Below are 25,912 nucleotides of genomic sequence, written 5' to 3' on the forward strand. Positions count from 1 at the left end.
CAGCGCGAAAGCATCCTGATCGGCGCGGCTGATGCGGAACTGCTCGGCGACATTCTCGGCCGTCTCCGGCATGGAATCGACGCCGTATTTCTGCTTCATCAGCTTGTTGACGAAGCGCCAGCCGATCGTGGTGTCGTGCACTTCCACGGTGCGCGAGAAGGCGCTGTCGGCCTTTGGCATCACAAAAGGCGCGCGGCTCATGCTTTCCACGCCGCCGGTGACGATCAGGTCCGATTCTCCGGTCTTGATGGCGCGGGCGCCCGCACTGGCTGCCTCCAGTCCGGAGCCGCAGAGGCGGTTCACCGTGATGCCGGGGACCTTGTCGGGCAGGCCCGCCAGCAGGGCCGACATGCGGGCGACGTTGCGATTGTCCTCGCCGGCCTGGTTGGCGCAGCCGAAAATCACGTCCTCCACGGCCGCCCAGTCAACGCCGGGATTGCGCTGCATCAGCGCCTTGATGGGGATGGCGCCGAGATCGTCGGCGCGGACAGCGGACAGCGAACCGCCATAGCGGCCGACAGGCGTGCGAATGGCGTCACAGATGAAAGCCTCGGTCATATGTCTCTCCCTGGGGTCTCTCGAGATCGGGGCTGTATGTCTGCCTGGAACGTCTGTTCAGACGGGCGAGGCACGGCCGATGATGGCTGAGTAGAGGGCGGAGTCAACATTCCCGCCCGACGTGACCACGACAACGATGCGGTTAGCGCACGAAAGCTTGCCGTTCAGCACCGAGGCCAGTGCACAGGCCCCGCCGGGCTCCACCACCAGTTTGAAATAGTGGAAGGTCGTCGCCATCGCGGTTTCGACTTCCGCATCCGTCGCCGATACCGCGCCCTTCAGGTTGGCGTTCATCACGCCAAAGGTGAGGTCGCCGGGATGGGGGGCCATCAGCGCATCGCAGAAGGTGGTGCCCTTGCCGGCGTGACTGACGATCCTGCCCGCCTTCAGAGAAAGGTCGATATCATCGAACTGGTCGGGCTCCGCGCAATAGACATCGGTGCCCGGCAGGCGATCCCGGATCGCCAGCGAGATGCCGGAGATCAAGCCGCCGCCGGAGGCCGGCGCCAGCACCGCATCGGGCTTGATGTCCCGCTCGGCGCATTGCGCGGCGATCTCCAGGCCGATCGTGCCCTGGCCACTGATGATGTACGGATCGTTGAACGGCGGCACCAGAGTCATGCCGCGCTCCTCGGAATAGCGCCGGCCGATGGCTTCGCGGTCCTCGTTCTGGCGGTCGTAAAGCACCACCTCGGCACCATAGGCGCGGGTGTTGCTGATCTTGATTTTCGGAGCATCGCTCGGCATCACGATGACCGCAGGCGTGTTCGTGATCTTTGCTGCCCAGGCGCAGGCCTGCGCGTGGTTGCCGGAGGAGAAGGCGACAATGCCGCGCTTGCGCTCCTCCGGGTTCAGCCTGCTGATGCGGTTATAGGCACCGCGAAACTTGAACGAGCCGGTGACCTGCAGCGGTTCGGCCTTGATCAGCAGCCTGCCGCCCAGACGCTCGTTGAGATACGGGTTCTCCAGCAGCGGCGTGCGGACGGCGACACCGCGCAACTGCCGTGCGGCATCCTCGACATCGGCAACGGTCGGCAGGGGGAGTTTCGCGGGCGCGTTCATCATCATTCTCCGACGGCAATTCCTTCGCGGCGCGGATCGGCGGCGCCGATCCAGCCTCGCGGGCCGCGCACTATACCATGCAGGCCGCTGGTCATTTCCAGTGTGCGGACGTCGTGTCCCATCGCCTGCAGGGCCATGTGCCAGTCCACCGGGGCACCGGCCTCCAGTTCGGTCGGGCCGTTACGGCTGCCGAAATGCGGCAGGTCGAAGGCCGCCTGCAGGTCGTACCCCTTGTCCAGTACAAGCCAGATGCTGCGCGCCACATAGTTGATGATCGCGCTGCCACCCGGCGAGCCAAGTGTGCCATAGAGCCGGCCGCCGGCATCGAACAGGATGGTGGGCGCCATCGAGCTGCGCGGCCGTTTATGCGCCTCGACCCGGTTTGCCACGGCTCGGCCGCCGACCACGGGCCGGAAGGAGAAATCGGTCAGCTGGTTGTTGAGCAGGAAGCCGCCGACCATGATCCGGGCCCCGAAGGCGCTTTCGATGCTGCTCGTCATGGCCACCGCATTTCCGTCAGCATCGATGATCGAGATATGGCTGGTCCCGGCTTCGATCGGGCCATTGCCGAATGGCGGCGCCAAGCCGCGCCGGCCGGGCGGCTCTCCGGGAACTGCGCGGTCCATACTTTCGCCGGCCCGGATCAGCCGGGCGCGCGCCTGCAGATAGGCCTTGTCGATCAGGCCCTGCACGGGCACGGCGATGAAATCGGCGTCGGCGACATAGACGTCGCGATCGGCAAAGGCCAGCCGGCCGGCTTCGGCATAATTGTGGATGTCCGTGGGGCTGACGGGCCCCGGCTGCGCGGGGCCCAGCGCTTCGAGAATGCCGAGGATCTGCAGCGTGGCGATGCCGCCCGAACTGGGGGGCGGAAAGCCGCAGATGGTGAAGAGGCGAATCCTGCCGCAGAGCGGCTCCCGCGCGAGAGCCCGGTATCCGGAGAAATCCGCCAGCGAGAGATCGCCCGGCAGGCGCGGATGGTTGCGCACGGCCGCGACCATCGCTTCGGCGAGCGGGCCGTCATAGAAGGTGTCGGGGCCACCGGCTGCGATCTGCCGGAAGGTTTCGGCCAGGGCGGGATTGCGCAGGAGCGTGCCGACGGCAAGGGCGCTGCCATCGGCGTTGTAATAGAGGGCGCGGGCCGCGGGATCGTGCCGCAGGGCGGGATCGCCATCCAGCAGCTTGTGCAGACGGGGCGAAACCGCGAAGCCCTGTTCGGCGCGCGTGATGGCAGGCGCGAACAGTTCCGCCCAGGACAGCCTGCCATGCGCGCGATGGGCCAGTTCCAGCGCGCGCAGCAGGCCCGGGACGCCGACAGAGCGGCCGCTGGCGACAGCCTCGCGAAATGGCATCGGACGGCCGTCGGCGGTCAGGAATCGGTCCGGTGTTGCGGCTGCAGGAGCCGTCTCGCGGCCGTCATAGGCGTAGAGCCTCTGCTGTCCTGCATCCCAGTAGAGAATGAAGGCGCCGCCGCCGATGCCCGACGACTGCGGCTCGACGAGGTTGAGCATCATTTGCACCGCTATCGCGGCATCCAGCGCACTGCCGCCCTTGCGGAGAATAGCGATGCCGGCCTGCGCCGCCAGCGGATGGGCCGCGGCGACGATCTGGCGTTCGGCGTGGACGGCACTCTTGGTTTCGCGTCCCGAGGCAGCTTCAGGTGCCGGCGCGGTCTGCGCCAGTGGAGTATTCGCCCAGACGAGAAGGGCGAAACCTGCGAAAAGCCGCAGCATCAGAGTGATTCGAGGAAGGAGTCGATCGCCGTAACCGCTTCCGGCTCGTCGAGCATCGGCACATGGCCGACCTCGGGTACCGTCACCGCGATCATGCCGGCATGCTCGCGCTTCATCCGGACCAGCGTGTCGGCTGTCAGGATGTCGGACAACGCGCCGCGCAGCGCCAGCAGCGGCACGTTGCGCAGGCCGCGGAACAGCGGCCAGAGATCGGGCAGGGGCGATTTCGACTGTTCGCGCAATGCGACCGCAAGTTTCAGGTCGTAGTCGAGTCGGATGCCGCCGCTCACGGAATCTTCCGTGAACGTGGCGCGCGCGAGTTTCAGCCAGCCATCCCGGTCGAGCCGCGGATAGGCGAGGCTGTAATTCTGCCGCCACATCTCGGCGGCCTGCTCGAAGGAACTCACCCGCACTTCCGTACCGACATAGCCGGCGATCCGCTGCCGGCCGGTTTCGCTGATCTCGGGGCCGACATCATTGAGAATGACGCCGGCCAGAGCCGCGGGCATCGCAACCGTCATGGCCATGGCGACGATCCCGCCCATGGAAGTGCCCAGAAACACCGCGCGATGTGTATGGGTCACCGCCAGCAGGTGCATGACGTCGGTCAGGTAGACCGGGATCTGGTAATTCTCCGGGTCCGGATCATAGGCCGAGCGGCCGCGGCCACGGTAATCGAGGGCGATGACGCGCCGCGTTTCGGCGTAGCGCAGGGCGACGTCGTGGAAGTCCTTTGAATTGCGGGTCAGGCCGGCAAGGCAGATCAGCGGCGGCCGGGGCGAGCGGCGATCGCCGTAATCGCGGTAATACAGACGCAGGTCATCCTGGGTGTGGAAGTAGTGTTCGGTGAAGCCGTCGCTCATGCCGCCCCCAGAATGGCAGGAATTTCGCTCAGGTCGCGCAGGACCACATCGGGTGGGTCAGGCAGCCGCTCGGGCGGCTGGCCGCTGCGGTTTACCCAGATGCTGAAAAAGCCGGCGCGTTTGCCGGCATGAATATCCCAGCCGTTGCTGCTGTGGAAGGCAATGGCCTCCGGTGGCAGGTCGAGCCGTTCCGCCATCCGGCGATAGACGCGCGGGTCGGGCTTGAAGATGCCCACTTCCTCGACCGAGACGACGTGATCGAGCAGCTCCGTGATTCCGGCCGAGCGGCAGGCGGCCTCGAGCATGGCGGGCGAGCCATTGGACAGGATGCCTGTCACCTTGCCGGCGCGCCGCAGGGCCTGCAGCATGGCTGGCACCTCGGGATAGCAGGCGAGACTGAAGTAGAGGTCGAGCAGGCGCTGGCGCAGGGCGGGATCGGCGACGCGACAGCTTTCCAGCGCGAAGTCCAGAGCCTCTTCGGTGACCTGCCAGAAATCGGCATGCGCACCCATAAGGCTGCGCAGCCAGGAATAGCTCAGCTGTTTGGCACGCCAGAGCTCGGAAAGGGCCTGCCATTGCGGTCCGAGTTCGTCGGCCAGCGCACGTGCCGCGGCGTTGACGTCGAACAGGGTGCCATAGGCATCGAAAATGCAGGCCTTGATGGCTGGGCTCATGCGCCTCCCTGATAGCCGGTTTTCAGCAGCTCGCCAATCCGCAGACCTGCATCGGCCGGCCTCGCATGTCGACATACATCCGCTCGGTGCTGACCGGCTGCTGGCCCAGCAGCGAGCGGTAGATCTGGACGCCTTCCAGCACCCGCTGCACGTAATTGCGGGTTTCCGAGAACGGGATCAGCTCGATCCAGTCGATGACGTCCACGGAGGGATGGCGGGGATCGCCCCATTCCTGCACCCAGCGCCGCACGCGTCCATGCCCGGCATTGTATGCCGCCAGGGCAAGGACATAGTTGTTGTCCCAGTCCCGCAGCAGATCCTGCAGATAGTGCGAGCCGAGTCTGACATTGTAGGCAGCGTCGTCGGTCAGCTTGGCGGTCTGGTAGCGGACCTTGAGCGTTTTGGCGACCCCCTTGGCAGTCGCCGGCATGAGCTGCATCAGCCCGCGGGCGCCCGCGGAGGAAATGGCGAACTGGTTGAACTCGCTTTCCTGCCTCGCCAGCGCCAGAACCAGCGCCGTTTCCGGAGACTCCGTACGCAGCATCGGATCGACCAGCGGATAAGCCTCGCGCAGCAGGATGATGTTCTGGCGCGCGGACCGTTTCGCCGCCATCACGGCCAGATCGACGCGCCGCAGGTCGCGGGCCAGCTGCGCGACCAGCTTGTGCTCCTCCGGCGTTGTTGCCGTATGCACCAGCCGCAGGATGAAGGGGCGCAGGCGGGATTCCTCGCCGAGCTCGACAAGGATGCGCGCTGCGCGCACCACTTCGCGGCTGTCGAATTTGCGGATCTCCTCGCGGCTCGGCTGGATCGGATCGGCGAGGAACAGGGGCTCGCCCGGGTTCAGCGCATGGGCGGCGAGCTGGCCATAGAAGGTGGTGCTGTGCTCGGCAGCGAGCGCATATTGCCGCCGTGCCTCCTCGGCGTTGCCCAAAGCCTCATGGGTACGGCCAAGCCAGTAGGCTGCCCGCGCCACGCTGACGGGATAGCTGACCGTTTCCGCCAGGGCGGTGAAATGCTGCAGCGCAGCCGCCGGCTCCTGCAGCAGGCGAAGCGCGATCCAGCCTGCCAGCCATTCCGCTTCGGCACGGGATGCGCCTTCCTTCAGGCCGTGACCGGCCGCCAGCCGGTAAGCCTCCGAAATGCGGCCCTCCGCGATGGCCTTGCGGGCGCGGAAATGCCGTTCTACCCACCATTTTTCGGCGCGGCCCAGGTCTTCCGGCGCGTTGTAGAGCAGCGCTTCAACAATGTCGTCCATGCCGCGGCGGCGCTGCCAGCGCAGCCGGTCGTAAGCCAGGCCGCCGTCGCTGCGCAGATGCTCGGGCAGGGACTGAGCCAGCCGGTCGGCGCCGTCGCGATTGGTGGCCAGGGCAATGCGGGCCTCGCCCAGCTGACGGGTCTCGGCATTGACCCGCGGCAGCATGCGGCGCGCGGCTTCGATATTGCCCTCCCAGAGCAGGCGGTCCAGCCGCGCCGCATGGTCGGCATTGGAAAAGCGCCCGCCATACTCCACCCACAACGACTTTTCGTCACTTGGCGCCAGGTTGCCGTCCACCCAGGCCCGCCGCAGTGAGACCATCGCTTCTTCGGTGCGGCCCTGCCGCAGCAGGGCCTCGCCATGGCGCATCCAGCCCAGTCCGGTCACCGGCGGGTTGGCCGCGAACCATTCGAGGATGCGCGTGTCACCCAGACTGATGTCGATGTTCTCCTCGGCCCGGCGCAGCATTGCGTCGCGGGCCGGCCAGTCCGGTTTGCTGGCCAGGAAGGCTGCGATATCGTCGAAACCGGCACCGCTGCCTGAAGTCTGCACCCAGAGCCAGCGGATCAGCTCGCCGACAAGCGGCTCGCGGGCCTGGGCGGCGATCCGCCGGGCGGCATCGAAGCGACCGGCCTCGGCTTCCGTCATGGCCTTGCGGCCGAGATCGCGGTCGGAGGCGCTCAGCAGGGTGCGATGGGACGGCAGTTCGGTCTGTTCCGGCTTCGCCGGCGGAGTGCCGCGCCGGGGCTTGGTGCCGGGTACCGGTACGCTGAGGGCGGCCAGCTCGGACTTGCCGGTCGTTTTGGCTGACTTGGCGAGGGCAGGCGGAAACCCGGCGGCGGTAAGGATCAGCGCGGCGCAGGCGATGCGCAGGACTGGGCGGACGGTAAACGCAAATCGGAATGCTGGCACGGCCACACTTTCGCAAATCCAGGCAGGATGATAGCAGCAGGCGCCTACCGGCAAAAGCTCGGCTTGCCCTTGAAGGGGGCTTCCGGCGCGGGTAAGGTCGCGACCTATCCGTATTTTAATGGGCAAAAGTAAAGGAACTCCGATGTTCAAGGGCTCGTTCGTCGCACTCATCACCCCCTTCAGGAAGGGGAAGGTGGACGAAAAAGCGTTCGGCGACTTCGTCGAGTGGCAGATCGCCCAGGGCACCCATGGCCTGGTGCCGGTCGGCACCACCGGGGAATCGCCGACGCTCAGCCATGACGAACACAAGCGTGTGGTCGAGATCTGCATCGAGGCTGCCCATGGCCGCGTGCCTGTGATGGCCGGAACCGGTTCGAACTCGACCGACGAGGCGATCGAGCTGACCCGGCATGCCCAGGAGGCCGGCGCCGATGCGGCGCTGATCGTCACGCCCTACTACAACAAGCCGACCCAGGCCGGCCTGTATGCGCATTACAAGGCCATCCACGACGCGACCAGGATTCCGATCTTCATCTACAACATCCCGCCGCGCTGCGTGATCGACATGTCGGTCGAGACCATGGCGGCGCTGTCGAAGCTGCCGCGCATCCGTGGCGTGAAGGATGCCACCGGCAATCTTGAGCGTCCGCTGCTGCAGCGTGCCGCTTCGGGCACCAAGTTCTGCCAGCTCGATGGCGACGATACCACGGCACTGGCCTTCAATGCGCATGGTGGCACCGGCTGCATCTCTGTGACCGGCAACATTGCGCCGAAGCTGGTGGCGCAGATGCAGGAGGCGAGCCTGGCCGGCGATCATGCCAAGGCGCTGGCGATCCAGGACAAGCTGATGCCGCTGCACAAGGCGCTGTTCGCCGAGACCAGCCCGGGCCCGGTGAAGTATGCGGCCGAACTGCTCGGCATATGCTCCGGCGAGGTGCGCCTGCCGCTGGTGCCGCCGGGCAAGGAAACCCAGGCCAAAGTGAAGGCACTGGTAAAGTCGCTTGGCCTGCAGGGTCCGAAGGCCAAGTCCGGCGGCAAGGCCAAGGCCAAAGCCAAGAAAAAGAAGTAAGGCTTTGAATGGCGCAGCAACCACGCACGGTGGCCGATAACCGCCGGGCGCGTTTCGACTATCATCTCGACGAGACCTTCGATGCGGGCATTGTGCTCGTGGGCTCGGAGGTAAAGAGCCTGCGCAGCGGCCGTGCCAGCATCCAGGATGCCTATGCCACCGAGCAGGACGGCGAGATCTGGCTGATCAATTCGCACATTCCGGAGTATCACGGAGCGAACCGCTTCAACCACGAGCCGCGGCGGCAGCGCAAGCTGCTGCTGAAGCGCAAGGAGATCGGTAAACTCATCGGGAGCCTGAAGCGCGGGGGGGTGACCCTTGTGCCGCTCAGCATATATTTCAACGAGCGCGGCCGGGCGAAGGTCAAGATTGCCTTGGCCCGCGGCAAGAAGCTGCACGACAAGCGCGAGACCGAGAAGACACGCGACTGGAACCGCGAGAAGCAGCGACTGCTGCGCGACAGGGGCTGAGACGCTCCTGCCGCCGATGGAGTGGCGATGAGCGACGACTACAAGCCCGGCCTGATCGGCCAGTTCAAGGACAAGCTGATTGCCAGCAAGCAGCAATGGGCCCGCGATGGCCGCCTGCTCACGGGCGAGACATCGTCACCGGCGCGGAACCGCCTGCCGCCGGGCCAGCGCCTGGTGCGCGAATGGCCGGTGCTGGATCTCGGCGTGCAGCCGAACATCCAGCTCGAACGCTGGCAGCTCAGCGTCGAGGGCCTGGTCGGCAGCCCAGTCAGGCTGACCTGGAACGACTTTCTCGACCTGCCGCAGAGCGACCTGGTTTCCGACATCCATTGCGTGACGGCCTGGTCGCGCTACGACAACCGCTGGAGCGGCGTGAAGGCGACGGACTTCCTGGAACTGGTCAAGCCGCACCAGGATGCGAAGCATATCGTTTTCCAGTCCTATGACGGTTATACGACCAATGTCACGCTGGAAATGTTTTCCGCCCCCGACGTCCTGCTCGCCCATTCATGGGAAGGGCAGCCGCTGACCCGCGAGCATGGCGGGCCGGTGCGGATCGTCATGCCGCAATTCTATTTCTGGAAGTCGGCCAAGTGGGTGAAACAGATCACCTTCCTTGATCGCGACGTGCCCGGCTACTGGGAGGTGCGCGGCTACCACAATACTGGCGATCCCTGGAAGGAGGAGCGGTACGGCTGATCCCTCAGGCCGGCGGTTGCCACTCCATGTCGGGGTCGAGCGGATAGATCGGCCGCGGCACGCGTTTCCAGGGGACGTTCTTCAGGACCGGTGTGGTCAGGCCGGGGACATCGACCTCGATGATCCGGTCGTCGCTGAAAAAGATGTCGAAGCCAGCGCGGAAATGGCCGCGCGACTTCACCACCAGGCTGCGCAGATTCGCGATATCGACACCCAGGCTTTCAAAGAACATCGGATCGAGAGCCTGGTGGCGGATGCTGGTGACCACGATCTGGATGCCCCCGACGGCAATCAGCGCCGCCTTGCCCATGTCGATCGTGCGGCCGGCTGCCATGCCGCGGCGTCCGACGAATACGCCATCACTCAGGGCGATCACCTTTCCGGGCGCGGTGAAGGTTTCGGAAAAGGTGGTGGTTTCGTCCCGGTTGAAGCGCACCTCGAAGGTGGCGCCGATGCCGAGCCGATGCGCCTCGGCCGCGAGCGGCGGATCGAAGACCGGGCCGATGGCGCAGCCTTTCACGCCGGCCTGATGGAAGGCCCGCAGGATATAGACGGTATTGCCGCGGCCGCCGCCGCCCGGATTGTCGGCCACATCCGCAAACAGGAGGGAGGGACGCGAGGTATCCTCACCGCAGGCCCTGGCCAGCCGCGTGGACTCCTCGAGACTCGTGAGATTAGCGGTGAAGCGATGGCGCTGGCTCCAGGCGAAGCGCGCCACGTCACGGGCCACGCGTTCGGCCCTGGCCTTGTCGGCCGCGCTGACGATCACCGACATGCCGTTCTTCGGTGTGTCGCCCAGCGAAAAGCCGGAAGAAACGGAAACGTCGATGACCCCGTCGCCGACCTTGCTCTGGCCATAGGCAATGACATCGGCGTAGGGGCCCGATTTCGTGTTCTGGCTGGTGGAGGGCGGAATGAAGGGCAGTTTCACGAAAGCAGCTCTGGGGCGCAGGCCGCCCAACATGGCCCGCAGATGCCGCGCGCAGTCAGCGCCGCGCTCGGCCATGTCGGTATGGGGATTGCAGCGGTAGGCGACCAGCAGGTCCGCCAGTTCGACCATGTCGGCGCTGACATTGGCATGGAGGTCGAGGGTGGCAAGGACCGGAACATCCGGGCCGACGATCTCGCGGACCGCACGGAAGATCGTGGCGTCGGGATCGTCGTCGCCGGTGGCGATCGCCGCACCATGCTGCGACAGGAACACGGCATCGACCGGCCCGGCATCGCGCAGCAGCGACTTCATCCGCGCGACGATTTCCTCGAAGAAGACCTGGTCGACGGGTCCGGAGGCGCCCACGGCGGCCATCACCAGCGGCACGCGCTCCCAGTTGCCCGTGCGGTCCATCTCTGCCGCAAAACCGGTCAGCGTGGTCGGGCTGCGCGGGTTGGTCTGGCGCAGGTCGTTCAGCAGCGCTTCGCCTTCCAGCAGGACGTTGGCGGCAAATTCCTCGCGGGTGGAGACCGGCGCATGCCCGTTGCTCTCCAGCATGAAGCCACCGATGGCAATACGGGGAGTATTACGCGAGGTTATAGTTCCAGACTGCATGATGCGATTGACTTTCCGACTCATTGCGACGCAACTAATACTAGGCTGCCAGAACAACAGAAGGGAAGGATGCGCCGATGTTTTCCGTTTCACGACGCCTGTTCATGGGCGGAACCGCGGCGATTGCCCTGTCAGCCACCTTGCCCGGCGCTTTTGCGCAGACCGCGCGCAATCTGGTGATCGGCACCAAGCTCGAGCTGAACACACTCGACCCGCATTTCTTCAATGGCTTTCCGCAGGGTTCGTCCCACGGCTTGATCTTCGATGCGCTGCTCGCGCTGGATAACGGCCTGAATCTGATGCCCGCGCTCGCGACCTCCTGGAAGGCCGTGGATGAGCTGACCTGGGAATTCGAACTGCGGCAGGGAGTGAAGTTCCATGACGGGTCACCCTTCACTGCAGATGACGTGATCGCCACCTACGAACGCGTGCCGAAGGTGCCGAACAGCCCGAATCCGTTTACGCAGTTCACCCGTTCGATCGAGAAGGCTGAGAAACTGGGCGACTACAGAGTCCGCTTCCGGACCTCGACGCCGACGCCGACCCTGGCCAGCGATCTCGCCCGCGTTTTCATCATCTCGAAGAAGCATGCCGGTGCCAGCACGGCGGATTTCAACTCCGGCGCTGCCGCCATCGGCACCGGCCCCTACAAGGCCGTCGAATGGGTGAACGGCGAGCGCCTTGTGGTCGACCGGAATGACGATTACTGGGGCCCGAAGGAGCCTTGGGCACGGGTGACCGAACGCGTCATCAAGGGCGATGCCGGCCGGATTGCCGCGCTGCTGTCGGGAGATGTTGACGCCATTGACGAGGTTCCCTCGATCGATCTGCCGCGGATCAAGAACGACCCGCGTTTTGCGGTTGCCAGCGGCCCGGCAGCGGTGGTGCACTATATCGCCCTCGATGCCGTGCGTGACCAGAGCCCGTTCGTGTCGGCCAAGGATGGCCAGCCGCCGCTCAAGGGGAATCCGCTGAAGGATCGCCGGGTGCGCAAGGCCCTGTCGCTTGCGATCAACCGGCAACTCATTGTCGATCGCCTTCTGGACGGTTCGGGCATACCTGCCTCGCAGTTTCTGCCGTCCACCTTTGAGGGGACCAGCCAGAAGCTGAAGGTCGATCCGTTCGATCTGGCGCAGGCGCAGAAGCTGCTGGCCGAAGCCGGTTACGGTGACGGCTTCAAGATCACGCTGCATTCCACCGGCGACCGCTATCCGAAGGACCGTGACATCGCGCAGGCCATCGGCCAGACCTGGACCCGTCTCGGTCTCCAGGTCGCCATCGAGGCGCTGCCCGGCACGGTGTTTTTCAGCCAGGCGACGAAGCAGGAATACTCGGCCTTCATCGCCCAGTATGGCACCGAGGAGGCCTCGATCGGACCGCGCGCCCTGGTGCATACCCCGGGCGGCATCTACGGGACGGCGAACCGGACCAAGTTCTCCAACCCGCAGCTCGATGCGCTCATCGAGAAGGCGCAGGGTGAGATGGACCCGGCAAAGCGGAAGCAGCTGGTCCAGGAGGCGATCGAAGCCTGCATGCACGAGCAGGCGATCATCCCGGTCTTCCATCCGGCCTGGGATCTCGCGGGGAAGAAAGACATCGTGATCACGCCCCGGCCGGAGCGGCGCTTCAATGCGAAGATGATGAAGCCGAAAGCCTGACCGGCTCAGCCGGCGACCGAAGCAATGCGGTCAAAGACCGCATGAAACATCGCTTCGGTCAGCCGGCCGGTATTGGTGTTGTAGCGCGAGCAATGATAGCTGGAAAACAGCGTCGCGCCGTTCGGCAGCGGGTTTTCCGCACCATGGCCGAACGGCGCCGTGCCGCGCTTGACCTTCAGGGCGTCGAGCAGGGCGACATGGGCAATCTGGCCCAGCACCAGCACGGCCTTCAGATTCGTCATGCTGGCGACTTCCTTTTCCAGGAATGCGCTCATGCAGGTCCTGGTTTCAGCCGGGGTCGGCTTGTTCTCGGGCGGCACGCATTTCACGGCATTGGTGATGCGGCAGCGTACGAGCTGCAAACCATCATTGGGATCGGCCCGGAAGACGCCGCGGGCAAACCCATATTTGATCAGCGTGCTGTAGAGCAGGTCGCCGGCATAGTCCCCGGTAAAAGGTCGCCCGGTCCGGTTGGCCCCTTTCAGCCCCGGCGCCAGACCGACGATCAGCAGGGTTGGCTGCGGGTCGCCCCAGCCCGGAACGGGCGCGTTGAAGAAGTCAGGATAGGCGGCGCGGTTGGCATCGCGGAATGCAGCGAGACGCGGGCAGAGGCCGCAATTGCGGTCGGGTACCGGGAACATGGCTGTCACGGGTCAGCGCAGATGCTTGCGCGGGTCGGCGGTGTCGATCTCGTCGAAGACGTCCATCGCCTGAGCGGGGGAAGAGTTCGTTGATGCGACATGGGACTGGCCGGTGCGCAGGGTTGCCTGCAGGCCGGCGCGGGAGGCTTCGCGTGAACTGTGCTCGCGCATGATCTTCGACGACAGATCCTGCAGTTCGATGAAAACGTCGGCCTGACGGCGCAACTCATCCGCCACCATGGGCGGCTGGGTCTTGGTGGTGCTGACAATGCTGACGCGGAGGCCTTTGCGCTGGATGGCTTCCACCAGCCGGCGGAAATCGCCGTCGCCGGAGAACAGCACGACATGGTCGAGATGCGGCGCCATCTCCATGACATCGATGGCCAGCTCGATGTCCATGTTGCCCTTCACCTTCCGGCGCCCCATGGCATCGGTGTATTCCTTGGCCGGCTTGGTCACCATGGTGAAGCCGTTGTAGTCGAGCCAGTCGATGAGGGGGCGCAGAGGCGAATACTCCTGATCCTCGACCAGGGCGGTGTAGTAGAAGGCGCGCACCAGATGCGCTTCCTTCCGGAAGGTCTCCAGCAGACGGCGGTAATCGATCTCGAAACCGAGGCTGCGGGCGGCGGAGTAGAGGTTGGCACCGTCGATGAAGAGCGCCACACGCTCCTGGGGATAAAATTTCATCAGAAATTCCTTCGCACTAAGACTTGAGTTCTATGATGTGTTCGTATGGCCTGATCTCTGGGCCAGTGCGATGCGTAAGGCAAGCGGAAAATGTCTCAGCCCGATGGCGGAATCTACATTGCACTAGGCGCCAATCTGCCGGGTAGCAGCGGCACGCCGCGCGAGACGCTCGAGGCTGCGCTGGCGCTGTTCCCGTCGCAGGATATGAGGGTCCTCCGGCACTCGTCATGGTGGCGCTCACCGGCCCAGCCGGCCGGCGACCAGCCGGATTTCATCAACGGCATGGTCGAGGTGGCGACAGCCCTGGAGCCGGCGGAGGTCCTGGCCCGGCTGCATGATCTGGAAAGCCGGTTTGGCCGGGTGAGACGCAAGCGCTGGGAGGCCCGGGTCCTCGATCTCGACCTGATCGACTACCGAGGCCGCCAGTCCGGCGGGGCGGAAGGGACGCCGGTTCTGCCCCATCCGCGGCTCCGGGAGCGGCTGTTCGTCCTTCTGCCGCTTCAGGAGGTGGCGCCAAACTGGCGCCATCCCGCCGATGGCATGGAGATCCAGAACCTGATCATGCTGGCAAATCCATTAAAAATCAATAAGATAGAATAGATTTCTGGCCTCAAGGCAGCGCTGGGACGCTTCCGCCGGGGCTTGCAAAAGCGGCGAAAGCTCCTTAGTAAGGCGTGCTTCAGCCACATCCTCGTTTCAGGGTAGCCCGATGGCCCGCGTCACCGTTGAAGATTGCGTCCTCAAGATTCCGAACCGCTTCGAGCTGGTTCTGCTGGCGGCCCAGCGCGCCCGGGCCATTTCCTCCGGCGCCTCGCTGACCGTGGACCGCGACAACGACAAGAATCCGGTCGTCGCCCTGCGTGAAATCGCCGAGGAAACCATCGACATCGAGGGTCTGCGGCAGCGGATGATCGGCGGCATGCAGAAGCATGTCGAGGTCGACGAGCCCGAGGAAGACAACATGGCGGCCCTGATGCAGTCCGGCGAGTGGGCCGGCGTGCAGCAGGAAACCGAAGAGGACCTGGCCGAAGGCATGATGATCGAGGAAGCCGACGGCGGCGAAGCAGATGACGCGGCCGGCGCTGCGGAGCTTGGCGACGAAGAATAGGCAAAACCTCGGTTTTCCGGCGCCTGCGGGCTTGTCCCCGCAGGGTTTCTGATCAAAATTAATGTTTATGTCCAACCGTTTGCCGGAAAGCGGAGAACGGGGCGGTAAGATGCGCCCGCGCGTGATGCGCCAGGTTGAGTTGCTGGAGAAGGTTCTCGCATACGATCCGAATGCGGACGAGGACCTGCTGAATCGCGCCTATGTATTCTCCATGAAGGCGCATGGGTCCCAGAAGCGCGCCTCAGGCGATCCGTATTTCTCCCATCCGGTGGAGGTCGCCGGCATCCTCGCCGGCATGAAGCTGGACGCGACCGCCATCGCCACCGGCCTGCTGCACGACACGCTTGAAGATACCGTCGCAACGCCCGACGAGATCGAGAGGAATTTCGGTAGCCATGTGCTGCGCCTGGTCGACGGCGTGACCAAGTTGTCGCGCATCGAGCTGCAGTCCGATCGCACCCGTCAGGCTGAGAATTTCCGCAAGCTGCTGCTTGCGATGTCGAACGACATCCGCGTGCTGCTGGTGAAGCTGGCCGACCGGCTGCACAACATGCGCACGCTGCATTTCATCAAGGATCCCGAGAAGCGGCGCCGCATCGCCAAGGAGACGATGGAAATCTACGCGCCGCTGGCGGACCGCATCGGCATGCAGGAGCTGAAGGAGGAGCTGGAAGATCTCGCCTTCGCTGAACTGAACTTTGATGCCCGGGCCTCGATCATGGCGCGGCTGGAACAGCTGCGCAGCGAGGGCGGCAGCATGGTCGATCGCATCATCGACCGGCTGAAGCGCACCATGGCGGAGCATGGCATCGATGCCTGGGTCTCGGGACGCGAGAAGCGGCCCTATTCGATCTGGGAGAAGATGCAGCGCAAGAACATCGCGTTCGAGCAGCTGTCCGACATCATGGCCTTCCGGATCGTCGTGAAGGACGTGCCGACCTGCTATCATGCGCTGGGCATCGTGCATCAGACCTGGCCGTCGGTGCCGGGCCGGTTCAAGGATTACATCTCGACGCCAAAGCAGAACGGCTACAGCGCCGTGCATACCACGGTGATCGGCCCCGAGAACAAGCGCATCGAGATCCAGATCCAGACTCAGGAGATGCACGACATTGCCGAACTCGGCGTGGCGGCGCACTGGCAATACAAGCAGAACGGCAAGGGTGCGCCCGAAGCCGAGGCGCGCCAGTATCGCTGGCTCCGCGAGCTGCTGGAAATACTGGAACAGACGGCTGACCCGGAGGAGTTCCTCGAGCATACCAAGCTCAACATGTTCCAGGATCAGGTCTTCTGCTTCACGCCGAAGGGCGACCTGATCGCGCTGCCCCGCGATGCCACCGTTGTGGATTTCGCCTATGCGGTGCATTCCGACGTCGGCGATACGGCTGTGGGCGCGAAGGTGAACGGGCGCGTCGTGCCGCTGCGCAGCGTGCTGCGCAACGGTGATCAGGTCGAGATCCTGCGTTCGAAGGTTCCCGCGCCAAACCCGACCTGGCTGAACTTCGTCAAGTCAGGCCGCGCCAAATCCTGCATCAACCGCTTCATCCGGCAGCAGCAGCGCGGCCAGTATCTGGAACTGGGCAAGGCCATCCTCACCAAGGCCTTCCGCGAGCATGACGCGACCGTCTCCGAGCGCGCGCTGGAACCGGCGGTGAAGGTTCTCAAGCTGCGTAACGCCGATGACGTCTATGTTGCGGTGGGCGAGGGCAATGTCACCGCCCGTCAGGTCGTCCACATCGTCTTTCCCGGGCAGAAGGAAGAAGAGGCCGAGCGCCTGCCGATAACGCCGCGTCCGCCGCGGCATTCCGAACAGGGCACCAGCGGCGGCATCCCGATCCGCGGCCTCATTCCCGGCATGGCGATGCATTTTGCCGGTTGCTGCCATCCGCTGCCGGGCGACCGCATCGTCGGCATCGTCACCACCGGCAAGGGTGTCACCATCCATACCATCGACTGCGACGTTCTTGAGCAGTTTGCCGAACAGCCGGAGCGCTGGCTCGACCTCGCCTGGGATGCCCCGGCCGAGGGCGAGAAGGCCCATGGTCATGTCGGCCGCGTCGCCATGATCCTCAACAACGAGACGGGCGCGCTGAGCGCCGTCACCACGGTTATTGCCAAGCACAAGGGCAACATCACCAACCTGAAGATCACCAATCGCACGCCGGATTTCTTCGAGATGTTCGTCGATATCGAGGTGCGCGACGTCAAGCACCTGTCCAATATCATCGCCGCCCTGCGCGCCACGCCGGCCATCAGTTCGGTCGAGCGCGCGAAGGGCTGAACCCGTCGCCAACCAGCCAGCCAGAGGTCCTGCCTGAAATGACCCGTGACGAAGTACTCCAGCATTACCGCGACTCCGGCGCATTGCTGGAAGGCCATTTCCTGCTGACCTCCGGCCTGCACAGCCCGGTCTACATGCAGTCGGCCCGCGTGTTCATGTATCCCGAGCGTGCCGAGGCCCTGTGCAAAGCCCTGGCCGACAAGATCCGGGCCGCCATGGGCCCCAAACCGGTCGATCTGGTCTGCTCGCCAGCGATGGGCGGCGTGGTGGTCGGCTACGAGCTGGCGCGCCAGCTTGGCGTACCGGCTATCTTCACCGAACGGGTCGACGGCAAATTCGCCCTGCGCCGCGGCTTCGACATTCCGAAGGGCGCCCGTGTCCTGATGGCGGAAGACGTCGTCACCACCGGCAAGTCGAGCCGCGAATGCATCGACTGCATCAGCGCCAATGGCGGCGTCACCGTGGCAGCGTCCTGCATCGTTGACCGCTCCGACGGCGAGACCGACCTCGGCGTGCCGCTGTTCGCGCTCTGCGGCTACAAGGTGCCGGCCTACCGTGAGGACGAGCTGCCGGCGGAGATGAAGAAGCTTCCGGCCGTGAAACCCGGTTCGCGTGACCTGAAATAGGACCTGCCATGCCCCCGCGCGCGCTCCGTCTCGGCGTCAACATCGACCACGTGGCCACCATCCGCAATGCGCGTGGCGGTCGCCACCCCGACCCGGTGCGCGCGGCCAGGATGGCGGCAGCGGCGGGCGCGGACGGTATCACCGCGCATCTGCGCGAGGACCGGCGCCATATCTCCGATGCCGATATCGACCGGCTGATGGCCGAGATCGACCTGCCGCTCAATCTGGAGATGGCGGCGACCGAGGAGATGCTGCAGATCGCGCTGCGGCACCGGCCGCATGCCAGCTGCATCGTTCCCGAGCGGCGCGAGGAGCGCACCACGGAAGGCGGCCTCGATGCCGTTGGGCAGTTCAGCCATCTGCAGCCGATGATCCGCCAGCTCGGCGATGCCGGCATCCGCGTGTCGCTGTTCATCGAACCGGCGATCCCGCAGCTGGATGCCGCCAGGGCGCTTGGCGCGCCGGTGGTCGAGCTTCATACCGGCCGCTATTGCGAGCTGAGCGGTCGCGAGCGCGAGGTCGAACTGGAGCGCATCCGTGCCGCTGCGGCCCATGCCGAGGCGATCGGGCTGGAATGCCATGCCGGTCACGGGCTCAGCTTCGAGACAGTGGCGCCGATCGCAGCGATCCCGTCCATCGTCGAGCTCAATATCGGCCATTTCCTGATCGGCGAGGCGATCTTCGGCGGTCTGGACGGGGCGATCCGCCGCATGCGCAGCCTGATGGACGAGGCCCGCGGCGCGCGGGCGATGACCGCATGATCCTCGGCATCGGTTCCGACCTGATCGACATCCGCCGGGTCGAGCGCACCATCGAGCGTTTCGGCGACCGCTTCCTCGACCGCATCTTCACCCCGGTGGAGAAGGCCCGTTCGGAACGCCGCCAGCGCACCCGGATCGAGTCCTACGCTAAGCGTTTTGCCGCCAAGGAGGCCTGCTCCAAGGCCCTGGGGACCGGCTTCCGCAAGGGGGTTTTCTGGCGCGACATGGGGGTGGTCAACCTGTCGGGTGGCAAGCCTTCCATGGCGCTGACCGGCGGCGCCCTGGCGAGGCTGGAAAGCCTGCTGCCGGAGGGCTACGAGGCCCAGATCGATGTCTCGCTGACCGATGAACCACCCCTGGCCCAGGCCATTGTCATCATCTCGGCGCGGCCCAGACCGACTCCTGCGACGGGCGCTTGACTTTGCCGTGGCTAACCCGCTTGATGCGCCCGGTTCGGGGCGGGAAAACCGAGCCTAAAGGATTGATTTCTATGCAACGGGAGCAAGGTGTGGCGAAGGCGAAGTCGCGCGGCGGGGATCTCTGGGAAAGCCTCCGCACCCTGGTTTACGCCATAGCCATCGCGCTCGGCATCCGCACCTTTGCCTATGAGCCGTTCCATATTCCCTCGGAATCGATGCTGCCGACCCTGCTGGTCGGCGACTATGTCTTCGTCTCCAAGTTCACCTACGGCTACAGCCGCTACTCCCTGCTGTTCAGCCCGCCGCTCTTCGAGGGCCGGATTCTCGGTTCCTCGCCCAAGCGCGGCGACGTTGCCGTCTTCCGCTGGCCGCGCGATCCCTCGGTCGACTATATCAAGCGTGTGATCGGCCTGCCCGGCGACCGCCTGCAGATGCGCGACGGCGTACTGCTGATCAACGGCGAACCGGTCAAGCGGCGCCGCGTGGAGGATTTCGAGCGGCGCGACCGCTTCGGCAATGTGCAGGAGCGCATCGAGCAGTGGGAAGAAACGCTGCCCGATGGCACCAGCTACCGCGTGCTGAATCTCTTCAATTACAATGCCGGCGACAATACCGGTGTCTATACCGTGCCGCCGGGCCATTACTTCATGATGGGCGACAATCGCGATAATTCGCAGGACAGCCGCGTGCCACTGGAGTTCGGCGGCGTCGGCTACGTGCCGGCCGACCATCTGATCGGCCGGGCGGAAATCCGCTGGGTTTCCATCGAGCCGAGCGCGTCGCTGCTGAAGCCCTGGACCTGGTTCAGCGCCCTGCGCTGGAACCGCATGTTCACCGGCATAGAATGAGGGCGCCATGAGCGCTGATCCGCGTAGAGCCGCGCTGGAACAGCTGCAGAAGGCCCTCGGCCACAAGTTTGCCGATCCGCGGTTGCTTGAGGAGGCACTGGTCCATCCCTCGGCCAATCCGCGCCGCAGCCGTGCCAAATCTGCGCGCCAGAAGAGCACCGAAGCGGCCCCGGCGCTGCGCGACTACAACCGGCTCGAATTCATCGGCGACCGTGTGCTCGGTCTTGTCGTGGCGACCCTGCTGGCCGAGCGATTCCCGCAGGCCGAGGCGGGCGAGCTTGCATTGCGCTACAATGCCCTGGTCAAACAGGAGAGCCTGGCCAAGCTGGCCCAGTCGCTCGGTCTCGGCGATTTTATCCAGCTTTCGCGCTCGGAGCGCGATTCCGGCGGCGCCAGCAAACCGGCCATCCTGGCCGATGCCTGCGAGGCGGTGGTCGCCGCGCTGTATCTCGATGGCGGCCTGAAGACGGCCGAACGCTTCGTCCGCCGCCATATGGAGCCGCTGTTCGACAATTTCGCGGCGTCGGCCGCCAAGGATGCCAAGACGGCCCTGCAGGAATGGGCGGCGGCCCGCGGCCTGGCTGCACCGCGTTATGAAGTGGTGAGCCAGGAAGGCCCGCCGCATGAACCGCATTTCACCGTTTCGGTGCGGCTCGGCAACGGCGAACCGGAAAGCGGGCAGGGCGGCTCGAAGCGCACTGCCGAGCAGGAAGCCGCCGGCCGTCTGCTGGCCCGGCTCGAGTCAGGCACGCCATGACGGCAGAACAGGAAACCCGCTGTGGCTATGTTGCCATCGTCGGGGCGCCGAATGCCGGCAAGTCGACTCTGCTGAACCAGCTCGTCGGCGCGAAAATCTCGATCGTCTCTTCCAAGGTGCAGACCACGCGCGCCCGCATCACCGCGATCGCGATGGAAGGCACCACGCAGATCGTGTTCGTCGACACGCCCGGGATCTTTCGGCCGAAGCGGCGCCTCGACCGCGCCATGGTTTCGGCAGCCTGGAGCGGTATCGACGAGGCGGATGCGGTTCTGCTGCTGATCGATGCCGCAAAGGGATTCGACGACGAGAGCCGCGAGATCGTCGAAGCGCTGCAGCACCGCAAGCGGCCGAATGTCCTGCTGGCACTGAACAAGATCGACGCGATCCCGCGCGAGAGGCTGCTCGGTCTCGCCAGGACGCTGAACGAGGCCTATCCCTTCGATCAGACCTTCATGATCTCGGCCCTGAAGGGCAGCGGTGTTGATGATGTCCGCCGTGCTCTGGCCAGGCTCATGCCGGCAGGCCCGTACCTGTATCCGGAAGATCAGCTGGCCGATGTGCCGATGCGTTTTCTGGCCGCCGAGATCACGCGGGAGCAGGTCTATCGCGCCCTGCATGACGAACTGCCCTACGCGATTACCGTCGAGACGGAGAACTGGAAGGATCAGAAGGACGGCGCCGCACGTATCGAACAGGTGATTTTCGTCGAGCGCGAGGGTCAGAAGAAGATCGTGCTGGGCGAGAAGGGCTCGATGATCAAGCGGATCGGCGCAGCTGCCCGCAAGGAAATGGAGCGGCAGTTCGAGCGCCGCGTCCATCTCTTCCTGTTCGTGAAGGTGCGCGAGGACTGGGGGGACGATCCCGAGCGCTACGAAGCGATGGGGCTGGAATACCCGAAGGGCTGAACGCCGCCGTATCTACAGCCCGGCCAGCAGCAGCACGAGCGGCACCGTCACGAAGGCCAGGATTGTACTCACCGTTACGATGGCGGCCGCCAGCGGCGCGTCGCCACCCATCTGGCGCGCCAGGATGTAGCTGGAACTCGCCGTCGGCATGGCGCCCCACATGACCAGGATCTTGGTTTCCAGCGGACCAAGCCCGGCCAGGCGGCTGAATCCGAACAGCATGGCGGGATAGGCCAGCAGTTTGAGAAAGCAGGCGACCGTGATGGCCGGACCGCCGGTGCGGGCTGCCTGCCATTGCAGGCCGGCGCCCACGGTCAGCAGACCCAGGGGCGCCGCAATCGAACCCAGCATCTTGAAGACCGGTGCAATGCCCGGTGGCAGCGGCATGTCGAGCAGGTTGAGCGCGATCCCGATCAGGCAGGCAATGATCAGCGGGTTCTTGGCCAGAAGCAGCAGCTGGTTTCTGAGGCTGGTGCCCTGACCGTGCGCGCCATAGCGCGCAAGGGTCAGCACGCACATCACGTTGATCAGGGGAATGGCCAGCGAGATCGCCACGGCAAACAGCGTGAGACCGGCGCTGCCGGTCAGCGCGGCGACCACGCCCAGTCCGACAAAGGTGTTGAAGCGCACCGCACCCTGGAACACCGATGTAAAGCCGGGGCCGTCGGTTCTCGTCAGCGGGCGCGACAGGTAGGTCAGTCCGGCCTGGAGCAGCAGGACGGCGAACAGGATGCCCAGCATGCCGGTCGGATCGAGATCGCCCAGCTTGGCATTCGACAGGTTCTCGACCAGCAGGGCCGGGAAGAAGACGAAATAGGTCATCTTGTCGGCCAGAGGCCAGAAGGCATCGCCAGGAAAGTTGTACCGCTTCATCGCGGTGCCGAGCGCGATCAGCAGAAAGACCGGGATAATGGCAAGGATGACGGAGAGCATCTGGGCTTGGGAGGCGGAGAAACGGTCGCCGCACTCTATCCCAAGCACGCCGAAACGCTAGCCGGCCAGGATCAGCAATTCCATCGCGCGATTGGCCAGGGTGAAACCGAGGTAGAGCGCAAAGGCGCGCAGCGCCGTCTCACGCCAGGAAGGGCAGTCGCAGGCAGACCGGACCCCGTGACCGGACACCGGGCTGGCGGGGACATCAAGGATGGCTTCCGTCACAGTCTGGGCCGGCTGTTCGGGGATCCAGTATTCGGCCACCCGCGTGCGCCCCGGTCCGTAGATGCGTCGCCAGCGGAAAGCCTCGCGCTCAGCCCGTTCCGCGTCGGCATGGGCGGCCCGCGGAATCCAGCTGTCAGCCAGTCGGGTCAGGACGACATAGCGGGGAGCGACGATTTCGACATGGGCACCCATCCGGCGACCATGGCAGGGCAGGATTAACAATTCTTAAACGGGTGTTAACAAATTCGCGCGTCGCGGGAACTGCGGCAGCAGCATTGATGTTCCAGTCGCATGGTCCGCGCGCTGAAATGGGCGGGTGGCATCTTTGCCGCCCTGGTGGTCATCGCCGTCGCTGCCCTGCTCCTGTTTCAATGGAACTGGCTGCGGCAACCCGCGGTCGACGCGGCCAGCAAGGCGCTAGGGCGGGAGGTAACCATCGGCGACCTTCAGGGGGAATGGTCACTTCGGCCGCGTTTCGTCCTGCAGGATCTGCACATCCCGAATGCCGAATGGGGTCGCGAGGCCGAGATGCTCGGTGCCGAGCGCATCGAGGTCGTCGTCGATCTTCCGGAGCTGCTGCGAGGTCGCACCGTGCTGCCCGAAATCAGGCTCGTTAAGCCTAAGATCAGCCTTGAGCGGCAGGAGGACGGCACCAACAACTGGACCTTCGGTGCCGAGGAGGCCGCCGAAACCGTCGCGCCGGAAGAGCGGTCTGAAATGCCCCTGATCGGCCTGCTGCTGATCGAGGACGGGCAACTCGTCTATCGCGACGAGAAGCTGGAGCTCGACATCGACACGAAGCTTTCGACCGCCGTGGGGGAGGGCAAGGAAGGGCGCGGCCATGTCGAACTGGAAGGCCGAGGCAACATGCGCAACGAGCCGTTCACGCTGAAGGTCTCGGCTGGTTCGCTGCTGGCTCTGCGCGAGGAGGACGATCCCTACCCGCTGACCATGGAGATTCTCATCGGGCCGACCCGCGGCTACATCACGGGGACCCTGACGGATCCGGTCAGGTTCGTCGGACTCGACCTGCGCGTCGAACTCTCGGGACCGAACCTCGGCCGGCTGACCCATGTCACCGGCATACCGCTGCCGATGACACCGCCCTACGATCTCAAGGGCCGGCTGCAGCGGGAAGGGGAAATCTGGTCAATCGACGATCTGGACGGAAAGATCGGAGAGAGCGACCTGAGCGGCGATCTGCGCTTCGATCTCGGGCGGGAACGTCTGCTGATCGAGAGCAACCTGCGCTCGAAGGTCCTCGACTACCGCGATGTGGGCCCGCTGATCGGATTGCAGGACGAGGAGACCGACAAACGGGCACAGCAGAAGCAGGACAATCCCGCCGTGAAGCCGCAGGGCCAGAACGCGGCGGAGGCCCGGCAGCAGGAGGAAAAGAAAAAGCCCACCAAACGCGCCGAGGCCGAGCAGGTGCGCCAGGGTGCGCCGCCGCGCGTGCTGCCCGACGCGCCATTGGCCGTAGAGCAGGTGCGCGAGGTCGATGCACGGGTGAAGTTCAGGGGCGAGAAGGTCGACGCCCCCGGCATTCCGCTCAGCGGCGTCGATCTCAATCTCGACATGCAGGATGGCGTACTGGCCCTGAAGCCGATCAAACTCGGTGTGGCCGGCGGCAATGTCGTGGCCGATATCCGCATCAACGCCCGCGAGGAAAGCGTCTCGACCAACTATGATGTTCGCCTGAGCGGTTTCGACCTGAAGCAGGCTCTGGCGGCTGCGGGCCAGGAACAGGCCGGGCAGGGGCAGATCAACGGCCGCATCCGTCTGCTCGGGATCGGCAGTACGGTCCGGCAGTCGCTCGGCTCGGCGACCGGTGACATCCGCCTTGCGATGGACGGCGGGGAGCTCTCGAACCTGGTGCTGGAGCTGGTCGGACTGGATGTCGGGCAGGCGGCCCTGTTCCTGGCGGAAGGCGATCGCGGCGAGCAGCGCGTGCCGGTGCGCTGCTTCGTCGTCGATTTCGAGGCGCAGGACGGCCTGCTGAAACCCCGCACCTTCGTGCTGGATACCACCGACACGACCATCACCGCCGACGGTCTCGTCAGCCTGAAGGAGGAGCAGCTCGGCCTGCGCCTTGTGGCGTATCCCAAGGATGTGTCGCTGCTCAGCGCCCGGACGCCCATCACGGTCAACGGCGCGTTCTCGCGTCCCATCGTCGATGTCGAGAAAACACCGCTCGCCGCCCGTGCCGCGGGTGCGGTGGCGCTGGGGGCGCTGCTGACGCCGATTGCCTCCATCCTTGCCTTCATCGACCCCGGTCTCGCGCAGGACAGCGATTGCGCCGCGCTGCTGCGGCAGAGCGGGCCTAAGATGGAGCGGCGCCCTTGATCGGCAGCCATGTGCTGCGCCCGGTGATCGATGCGGCCACGGCCATGGCCAATACGCTCGCCCTGCAGCTGGCCGGGCATATCGCCTATACCGGCCTGCTCGCCATCTTTCCCTTCCTCATCTTCCTCGCCTCGCTGGCCGGCTTCCTCGGCGTGTATGTCGACAGCATTGCCGGAGTGAATGCCGTTTTCGGCATGCTGCCTACCGACGTTGCCAGAACCCTGAAGCCGGTGATCAACGAGGTGCTGCGCACGCAGGATGGCGGCCTGCTGACGCTGGGCCTGCTGGGCGCATTGTGGGTGGCGTCCAATGCCTTCGACGCCCTGCGGATCGCGCTGAACGCCGCCTATGAATTTGACGAGCCGCGGCCCTGGTGGCTGATGAAGCTGGGCAGCATCGGCGCCGTTGTGATCGGCGGCATCGTCTTCATCCTCCTGTCGGTCCTGATCATTTTCGGACCGCTCATCTGGAAGGGCATTCTCTATATCAGCCCGCTCAGCCAGGAGGACCGCTGGGCCTACAGTCTGCTGCGCTACAGTCTTGCCTCGACGCTGCTTTTTCTCACCGTCCTGGCACTGCACCGCTGGCTGCCCGGTCATCGCATGCGGTTCCGCGCCTTGCTGCCCGGCGCGCTGGCAACCACCGTGCTCTGGCTCGCCGGCGCCAGCCTGTTTTCCCTCTATGTCGCCAATCTAGGCAATTACAGCGCCACCTATGGCAGCCTCGGCGGGGTGATCATCACGCTGCTGTTCTTCTACATCTCGGCGGTGCTGTTCATCTTCGGCGCCGAGCTGAATGCCGCTCTGTTGCGCTGCAAGGGTGTGCCGCCGCCGGCCGAAGCGGTGGCCTGAGCGATTTCTCCCTCTGGCA

26 protein-coding genes are annotated in these 25,912 nt (G+C 65.1%); 15 read left to right on the plus strand and 11 right to left on the minus strand.

What is annotated here, in order from left to right; translation table 11 throughout:
* From VKZ87_RS01180 to VKZ87_RS01205, 6 genes are all read right to left on the minus strand, one after another.
* A partial coding sequence (locus VKZ87_RS01180; RefSeq protein ID WP_324219405.1) for a beta-ketoacyl synthase N-terminal-like domain-containing protein occupies window positions 1-558 on the minus strand: 558 nt, incomplete at its 3' end.
* A 57-nt stretch (window positions 559-615) separates the two neighbouring features.
* A complete protein-coding gene (locus tag VKZ87_RS01185; protein WP_324219406.1) occupies window positions 616-1,620 on the minus strand; it encodes a threonine/serine dehydratase in 1,005 nt (334 codons plus the stop codon).
* A 2-nt stretch (window positions 1,621-1,622) separates the two neighbouring features.
* The gene (ggt, locus tag VKZ87_RS01190) at window positions 1,623-3,353 is read right to left on the minus strand and encodes a gamma-glutamyltransferase (RefSeq protein ID WP_324219407.1); all 1,731 of its coding nucleotides are present in this window, start codon (window positions 3,351-3,353) and stop codon (window positions 1,623-1,625) included.
* Window positions 3,353-4,216 (minus strand): alpha/beta hydrolase, encoded by an 864-nt coding sequence (locus VKZ87_RS01195; RefSeq protein WP_324219408.1) that lies wholly within the window; start codon window positions 4,214-4,216, stop codon window positions 3,353-3,355. The genes ggt and VKZ87_RS01195 overlap by 1 nt, the downstream gene beginning before the upstream one ends.
* Window positions 4,213-4,890, minus strand: coding sequence for a haloacid dehalogenase type II (locus tag VKZ87_RS01200; RefSeq protein ID WP_324219409.1), 678 nt, complete (start codon window positions 4,888-4,890; stop codon window positions 4,213-4,215). The genes VKZ87_RS01195 and VKZ87_RS01200 overlap by 4 nt, the downstream gene beginning before the upstream one ends.
* A 22-nt stretch (window positions 4,891-4,912) precedes the next feature.
* Window positions 4,913-7,060 carry a lytic transglycosylase domain-containing protein gene (locus tag VKZ87_RS01205; protein ID WP_324219410.1) on the minus strand — a complete coding sequence of 716 codons (2,148 nt, stop codon included), beginning with the start codon at window positions 7,058-7,060 and terminating at the stop codon, window positions 4,913-4,915.
* Window positions 7,061-7,202: 142 nt separating this feature from the next.
* Between VKZ87_RS01205 and dapA the strand changes: the two genes are divergently transcribed.
* Genes dapA through VKZ87_RS01220 form a run of 3 tightly spaced genes read left to right on the plus strand, consistent with a single transcriptional unit; the run spans window position 7,203 to window position 9,298 of the window.
* Window positions 7,203-8,129 carry a 4-hydroxy-tetrahydrodipicolinate synthase gene (dapA, locus tag VKZ87_RS01210; protein WP_324219411.1) on the plus strand — a complete coding sequence of 309 codons (927 nt, stop codon included), beginning with the start codon at window positions 7,203-7,205 and terminating at the stop codon, window positions 8,127-8,129.
* Between the two features lie 8 nt (window positions 8,130-8,137).
* Window positions 8,138-8,599 (plus strand): SsrA-binding protein SmpB, encoded by a 462-nt coding sequence (smpB, locus tag VKZ87_RS01215; protein ID WP_324219412.1) that lies wholly within the window; start codon window positions 8,138-8,140, stop codon window positions 8,597-8,599.
* Window positions 8,600-8,626: 27 nt separating this feature from the next.
* Window positions 8,627-9,298, plus strand: a complete 672-nt coding sequence (locus VKZ87_RS01220; RefSeq protein ID WP_324219413.1) for a sulfite oxidase-like oxidoreductase — start codon at window positions 8,627-8,629, stop codon at window positions 9,296-9,298.
* 4 nt (window positions 9,299-9,302) lie between these two features.
* On the opposite strand, the gene VKZ87_RS01225 is transcribed toward VKZ87_RS01220, so the two are convergent.
* A complete protein-coding gene (locus VKZ87_RS01225) occupies window positions 9,303-10,868 on the minus strand; it encodes a M81 family metallopeptidase (RefSeq protein ID WP_324219414.1) in 1,566 nt (521 codons plus the stop codon).
* A 53-nt stretch (window positions 10,869-10,921) separates the two neighbouring features.
* On the opposite strand from VKZ87_RS01225, the gene VKZ87_RS01230 reads away from it, so the two are divergent.
* A complete protein-coding gene (locus VKZ87_RS01230) occupies window positions 10,922-12,502 on the plus strand; it encodes an ABC transporter substrate-binding protein (RefSeq protein ID WP_324219415.1) in 1,581 nt (526 codons plus the stop codon).
* Between the two features lie 5 nt (window positions 12,503-12,507).
* On the opposite strand, the gene VKZ87_RS01235 is transcribed toward VKZ87_RS01230, so the two are convergent.
* The gene (locus VKZ87_RS01235) at window positions 12,508-13,143 is read right to left on the minus strand and encodes a uracil-DNA glycosylase (protein ID WP_324219435.1); all 636 of its coding nucleotides are present in this window, start codon (window positions 13,141-13,143) and stop codon (window positions 12,508-12,510) included.
* Window positions 13,144-13,155: 12 nt separating this feature from the next.
* A complete protein-coding gene (locus VKZ87_RS01240) occupies window positions 13,156-13,830 on the minus strand; it encodes an NYN domain-containing protein (protein ID WP_324219416.1) in 675 nt (224 codons plus the stop codon).
* A gap of 90 nt (window positions 13,831-13,920) precedes the next feature.
* Here VKZ87_RS01240 and folK point away from each other — a divergent pair, with 90 nt between their 5' ends.
* From folK to era, 9 genes are all read left to right on the plus strand, one after another.
* The gene (folK, locus tag VKZ87_RS01245; protein ID WP_324219417.1) at window positions 13,921-14,430 is read left to right on the plus strand and encodes a 2-amino-4-hydroxy-6-hydroxymethyldihydropteridine diphosphokinase; all 510 of its coding nucleotides are present in this window, start codon (window positions 13,921-13,923) and stop codon (window positions 14,428-14,430) included.
* A gap of 109 nt (window positions 14,431-14,539) precedes the next feature.
* Window positions 14,540-14,938 carry a DNA-directed RNA polymerase subunit omega gene (rpoZ, locus tag VKZ87_RS01250; RefSeq protein ID WP_324219418.1) on the plus strand — a complete coding sequence of 133 codons (399 nt, stop codon included), beginning with the start codon at window positions 14,540-14,542 and terminating at the stop codon, window positions 14,936-14,938.
* A 109-nt stretch (window positions 14,939-15,047) separates the two neighbouring features.
* Window positions 15,048-17,219, plus strand: coding sequence for a bifunctional (p)ppGpp synthetase/guanosine-3',5'-bis(diphosphate) 3'-pyrophosphohydrolase (locus tag VKZ87_RS01255; protein WP_324219419.1), 2,172 nt, complete (start codon window positions 15,048-15,050; stop codon window positions 17,217-17,219).
* Window positions 17,220-17,257: 38 nt separating this feature from the next.
* Window positions 17,258-17,845 carry an orotate phosphoribosyltransferase gene (gene pyrE / locus VKZ87_RS01260; protein ID WP_324219420.1) on the plus strand — a complete coding sequence of 196 codons (588 nt, stop codon included), beginning with the start codon at window positions 17,258-17,260 and terminating at the stop codon, window positions 17,843-17,845.
* Window positions 17,846-17,853: 8 nt separating this feature from the next.
* Entirely contained in the window at window positions 17,854-18,606 is a 753-nt protein-coding gene (locus VKZ87_RS01265) for a pyridoxine 5'-phosphate synthase (RefSeq protein WP_324219421.1), read from the plus strand.
* Entirely contained in the window at window positions 18,603-19,025 is a 423-nt protein-coding gene (acpS, locus tag VKZ87_RS01270) for a holo-ACP synthase (RefSeq protein WP_324219422.1), read from the plus strand. The genes VKZ87_RS01265 and acpS overlap by 4 nt, the downstream gene beginning before the upstream one ends.
* Before the next feature lie 89 nt (window positions 19,026-19,114).
* On the plus strand, window positions 19,115-19,873 hold the full coding sequence (gene lepB / locus VKZ87_RS01275) for a signal peptidase I (RefSeq protein WP_324219423.1): 759 nt from the start codon (window positions 19,115-19,117) through the stop codon (window positions 19,871-19,873).
* Window positions 19,874-19,880: 7 nt separating this feature from the next.
* Entirely contained in the window at window positions 19,881-20,630 is a 750-nt protein-coding gene (gene rnc / locus VKZ87_RS01280; protein ID WP_324219424.1) for a ribonuclease III, read from the plus strand.
* Window positions 20,627-21,538, plus strand: coding sequence for a GTPase Era (gene era, locus VKZ87_RS01285; protein WP_324219425.1), 912 nt, complete (start codon window positions 20,627-20,629; stop codon window positions 21,536-21,538). Before rnc ends, era begins: the two co-directional genes overlap by 4 nt.
* 12 nt (window positions 21,539-21,550) lie before the next feature.
* Here the strand turns inward: era and VKZ87_RS01290 are convergent, their stop codons facing one another.
* Together VKZ87_RS01290 and VKZ87_RS01295 are read right to left on the minus strand one after the other, a co-directional pair.
* Window positions 21,551-22,471 (minus strand): AEC family transporter, encoded by a 921-nt coding sequence (locus VKZ87_RS01290; RefSeq protein ID WP_324219426.1) that lies wholly within the window; start codon window positions 22,469-22,471, stop codon window positions 21,551-21,553.
* A 57-nt stretch (window positions 22,472-22,528) separates the two neighbouring features.
* Entirely contained in the window at window positions 22,529-22,888 is a 360-nt protein-coding gene (locus tag VKZ87_RS01295; protein ID WP_324219427.1) for a hypothetical protein, read from the minus strand.
* A gap of 99 nt (window positions 22,889-22,987) precedes the next feature.
* Between VKZ87_RS01295 and VKZ87_RS01300 the strand changes: the two genes are divergently transcribed.
* Both VKZ87_RS01300 and VKZ87_RS01305 read left to right on the plus strand, forming a co-directional pair.
* Window positions 22,988-25,042, plus strand: a complete 2,055-nt coding sequence (locus tag VKZ87_RS01300) for an AsmA family protein (protein WP_324219428.1) — start codon at window positions 22,988-22,990, stop codon at window positions 25,040-25,042.
* A complete protein-coding gene (locus VKZ87_RS01305) occupies window positions 25,039-25,893 on the plus strand; it encodes a YihY/virulence factor BrkB family protein (protein ID WP_324219429.1) in 855 nt (284 codons plus the stop codon). The genes VKZ87_RS01300 and VKZ87_RS01305 overlap by 4 nt, the downstream gene beginning before the upstream one ends.
* Window positions 25,894-25,912: the final 19 nt, after the last annotated feature.

It is taken from the genome of Ferrovibrio sp. (assembly GCF_035304305.1).
GTDB lineage: Bacteria > Pseudomonadota > Alphaproteobacteria > Ferrovibrionales > Ferrovibrionaceae > Ferrovibrio.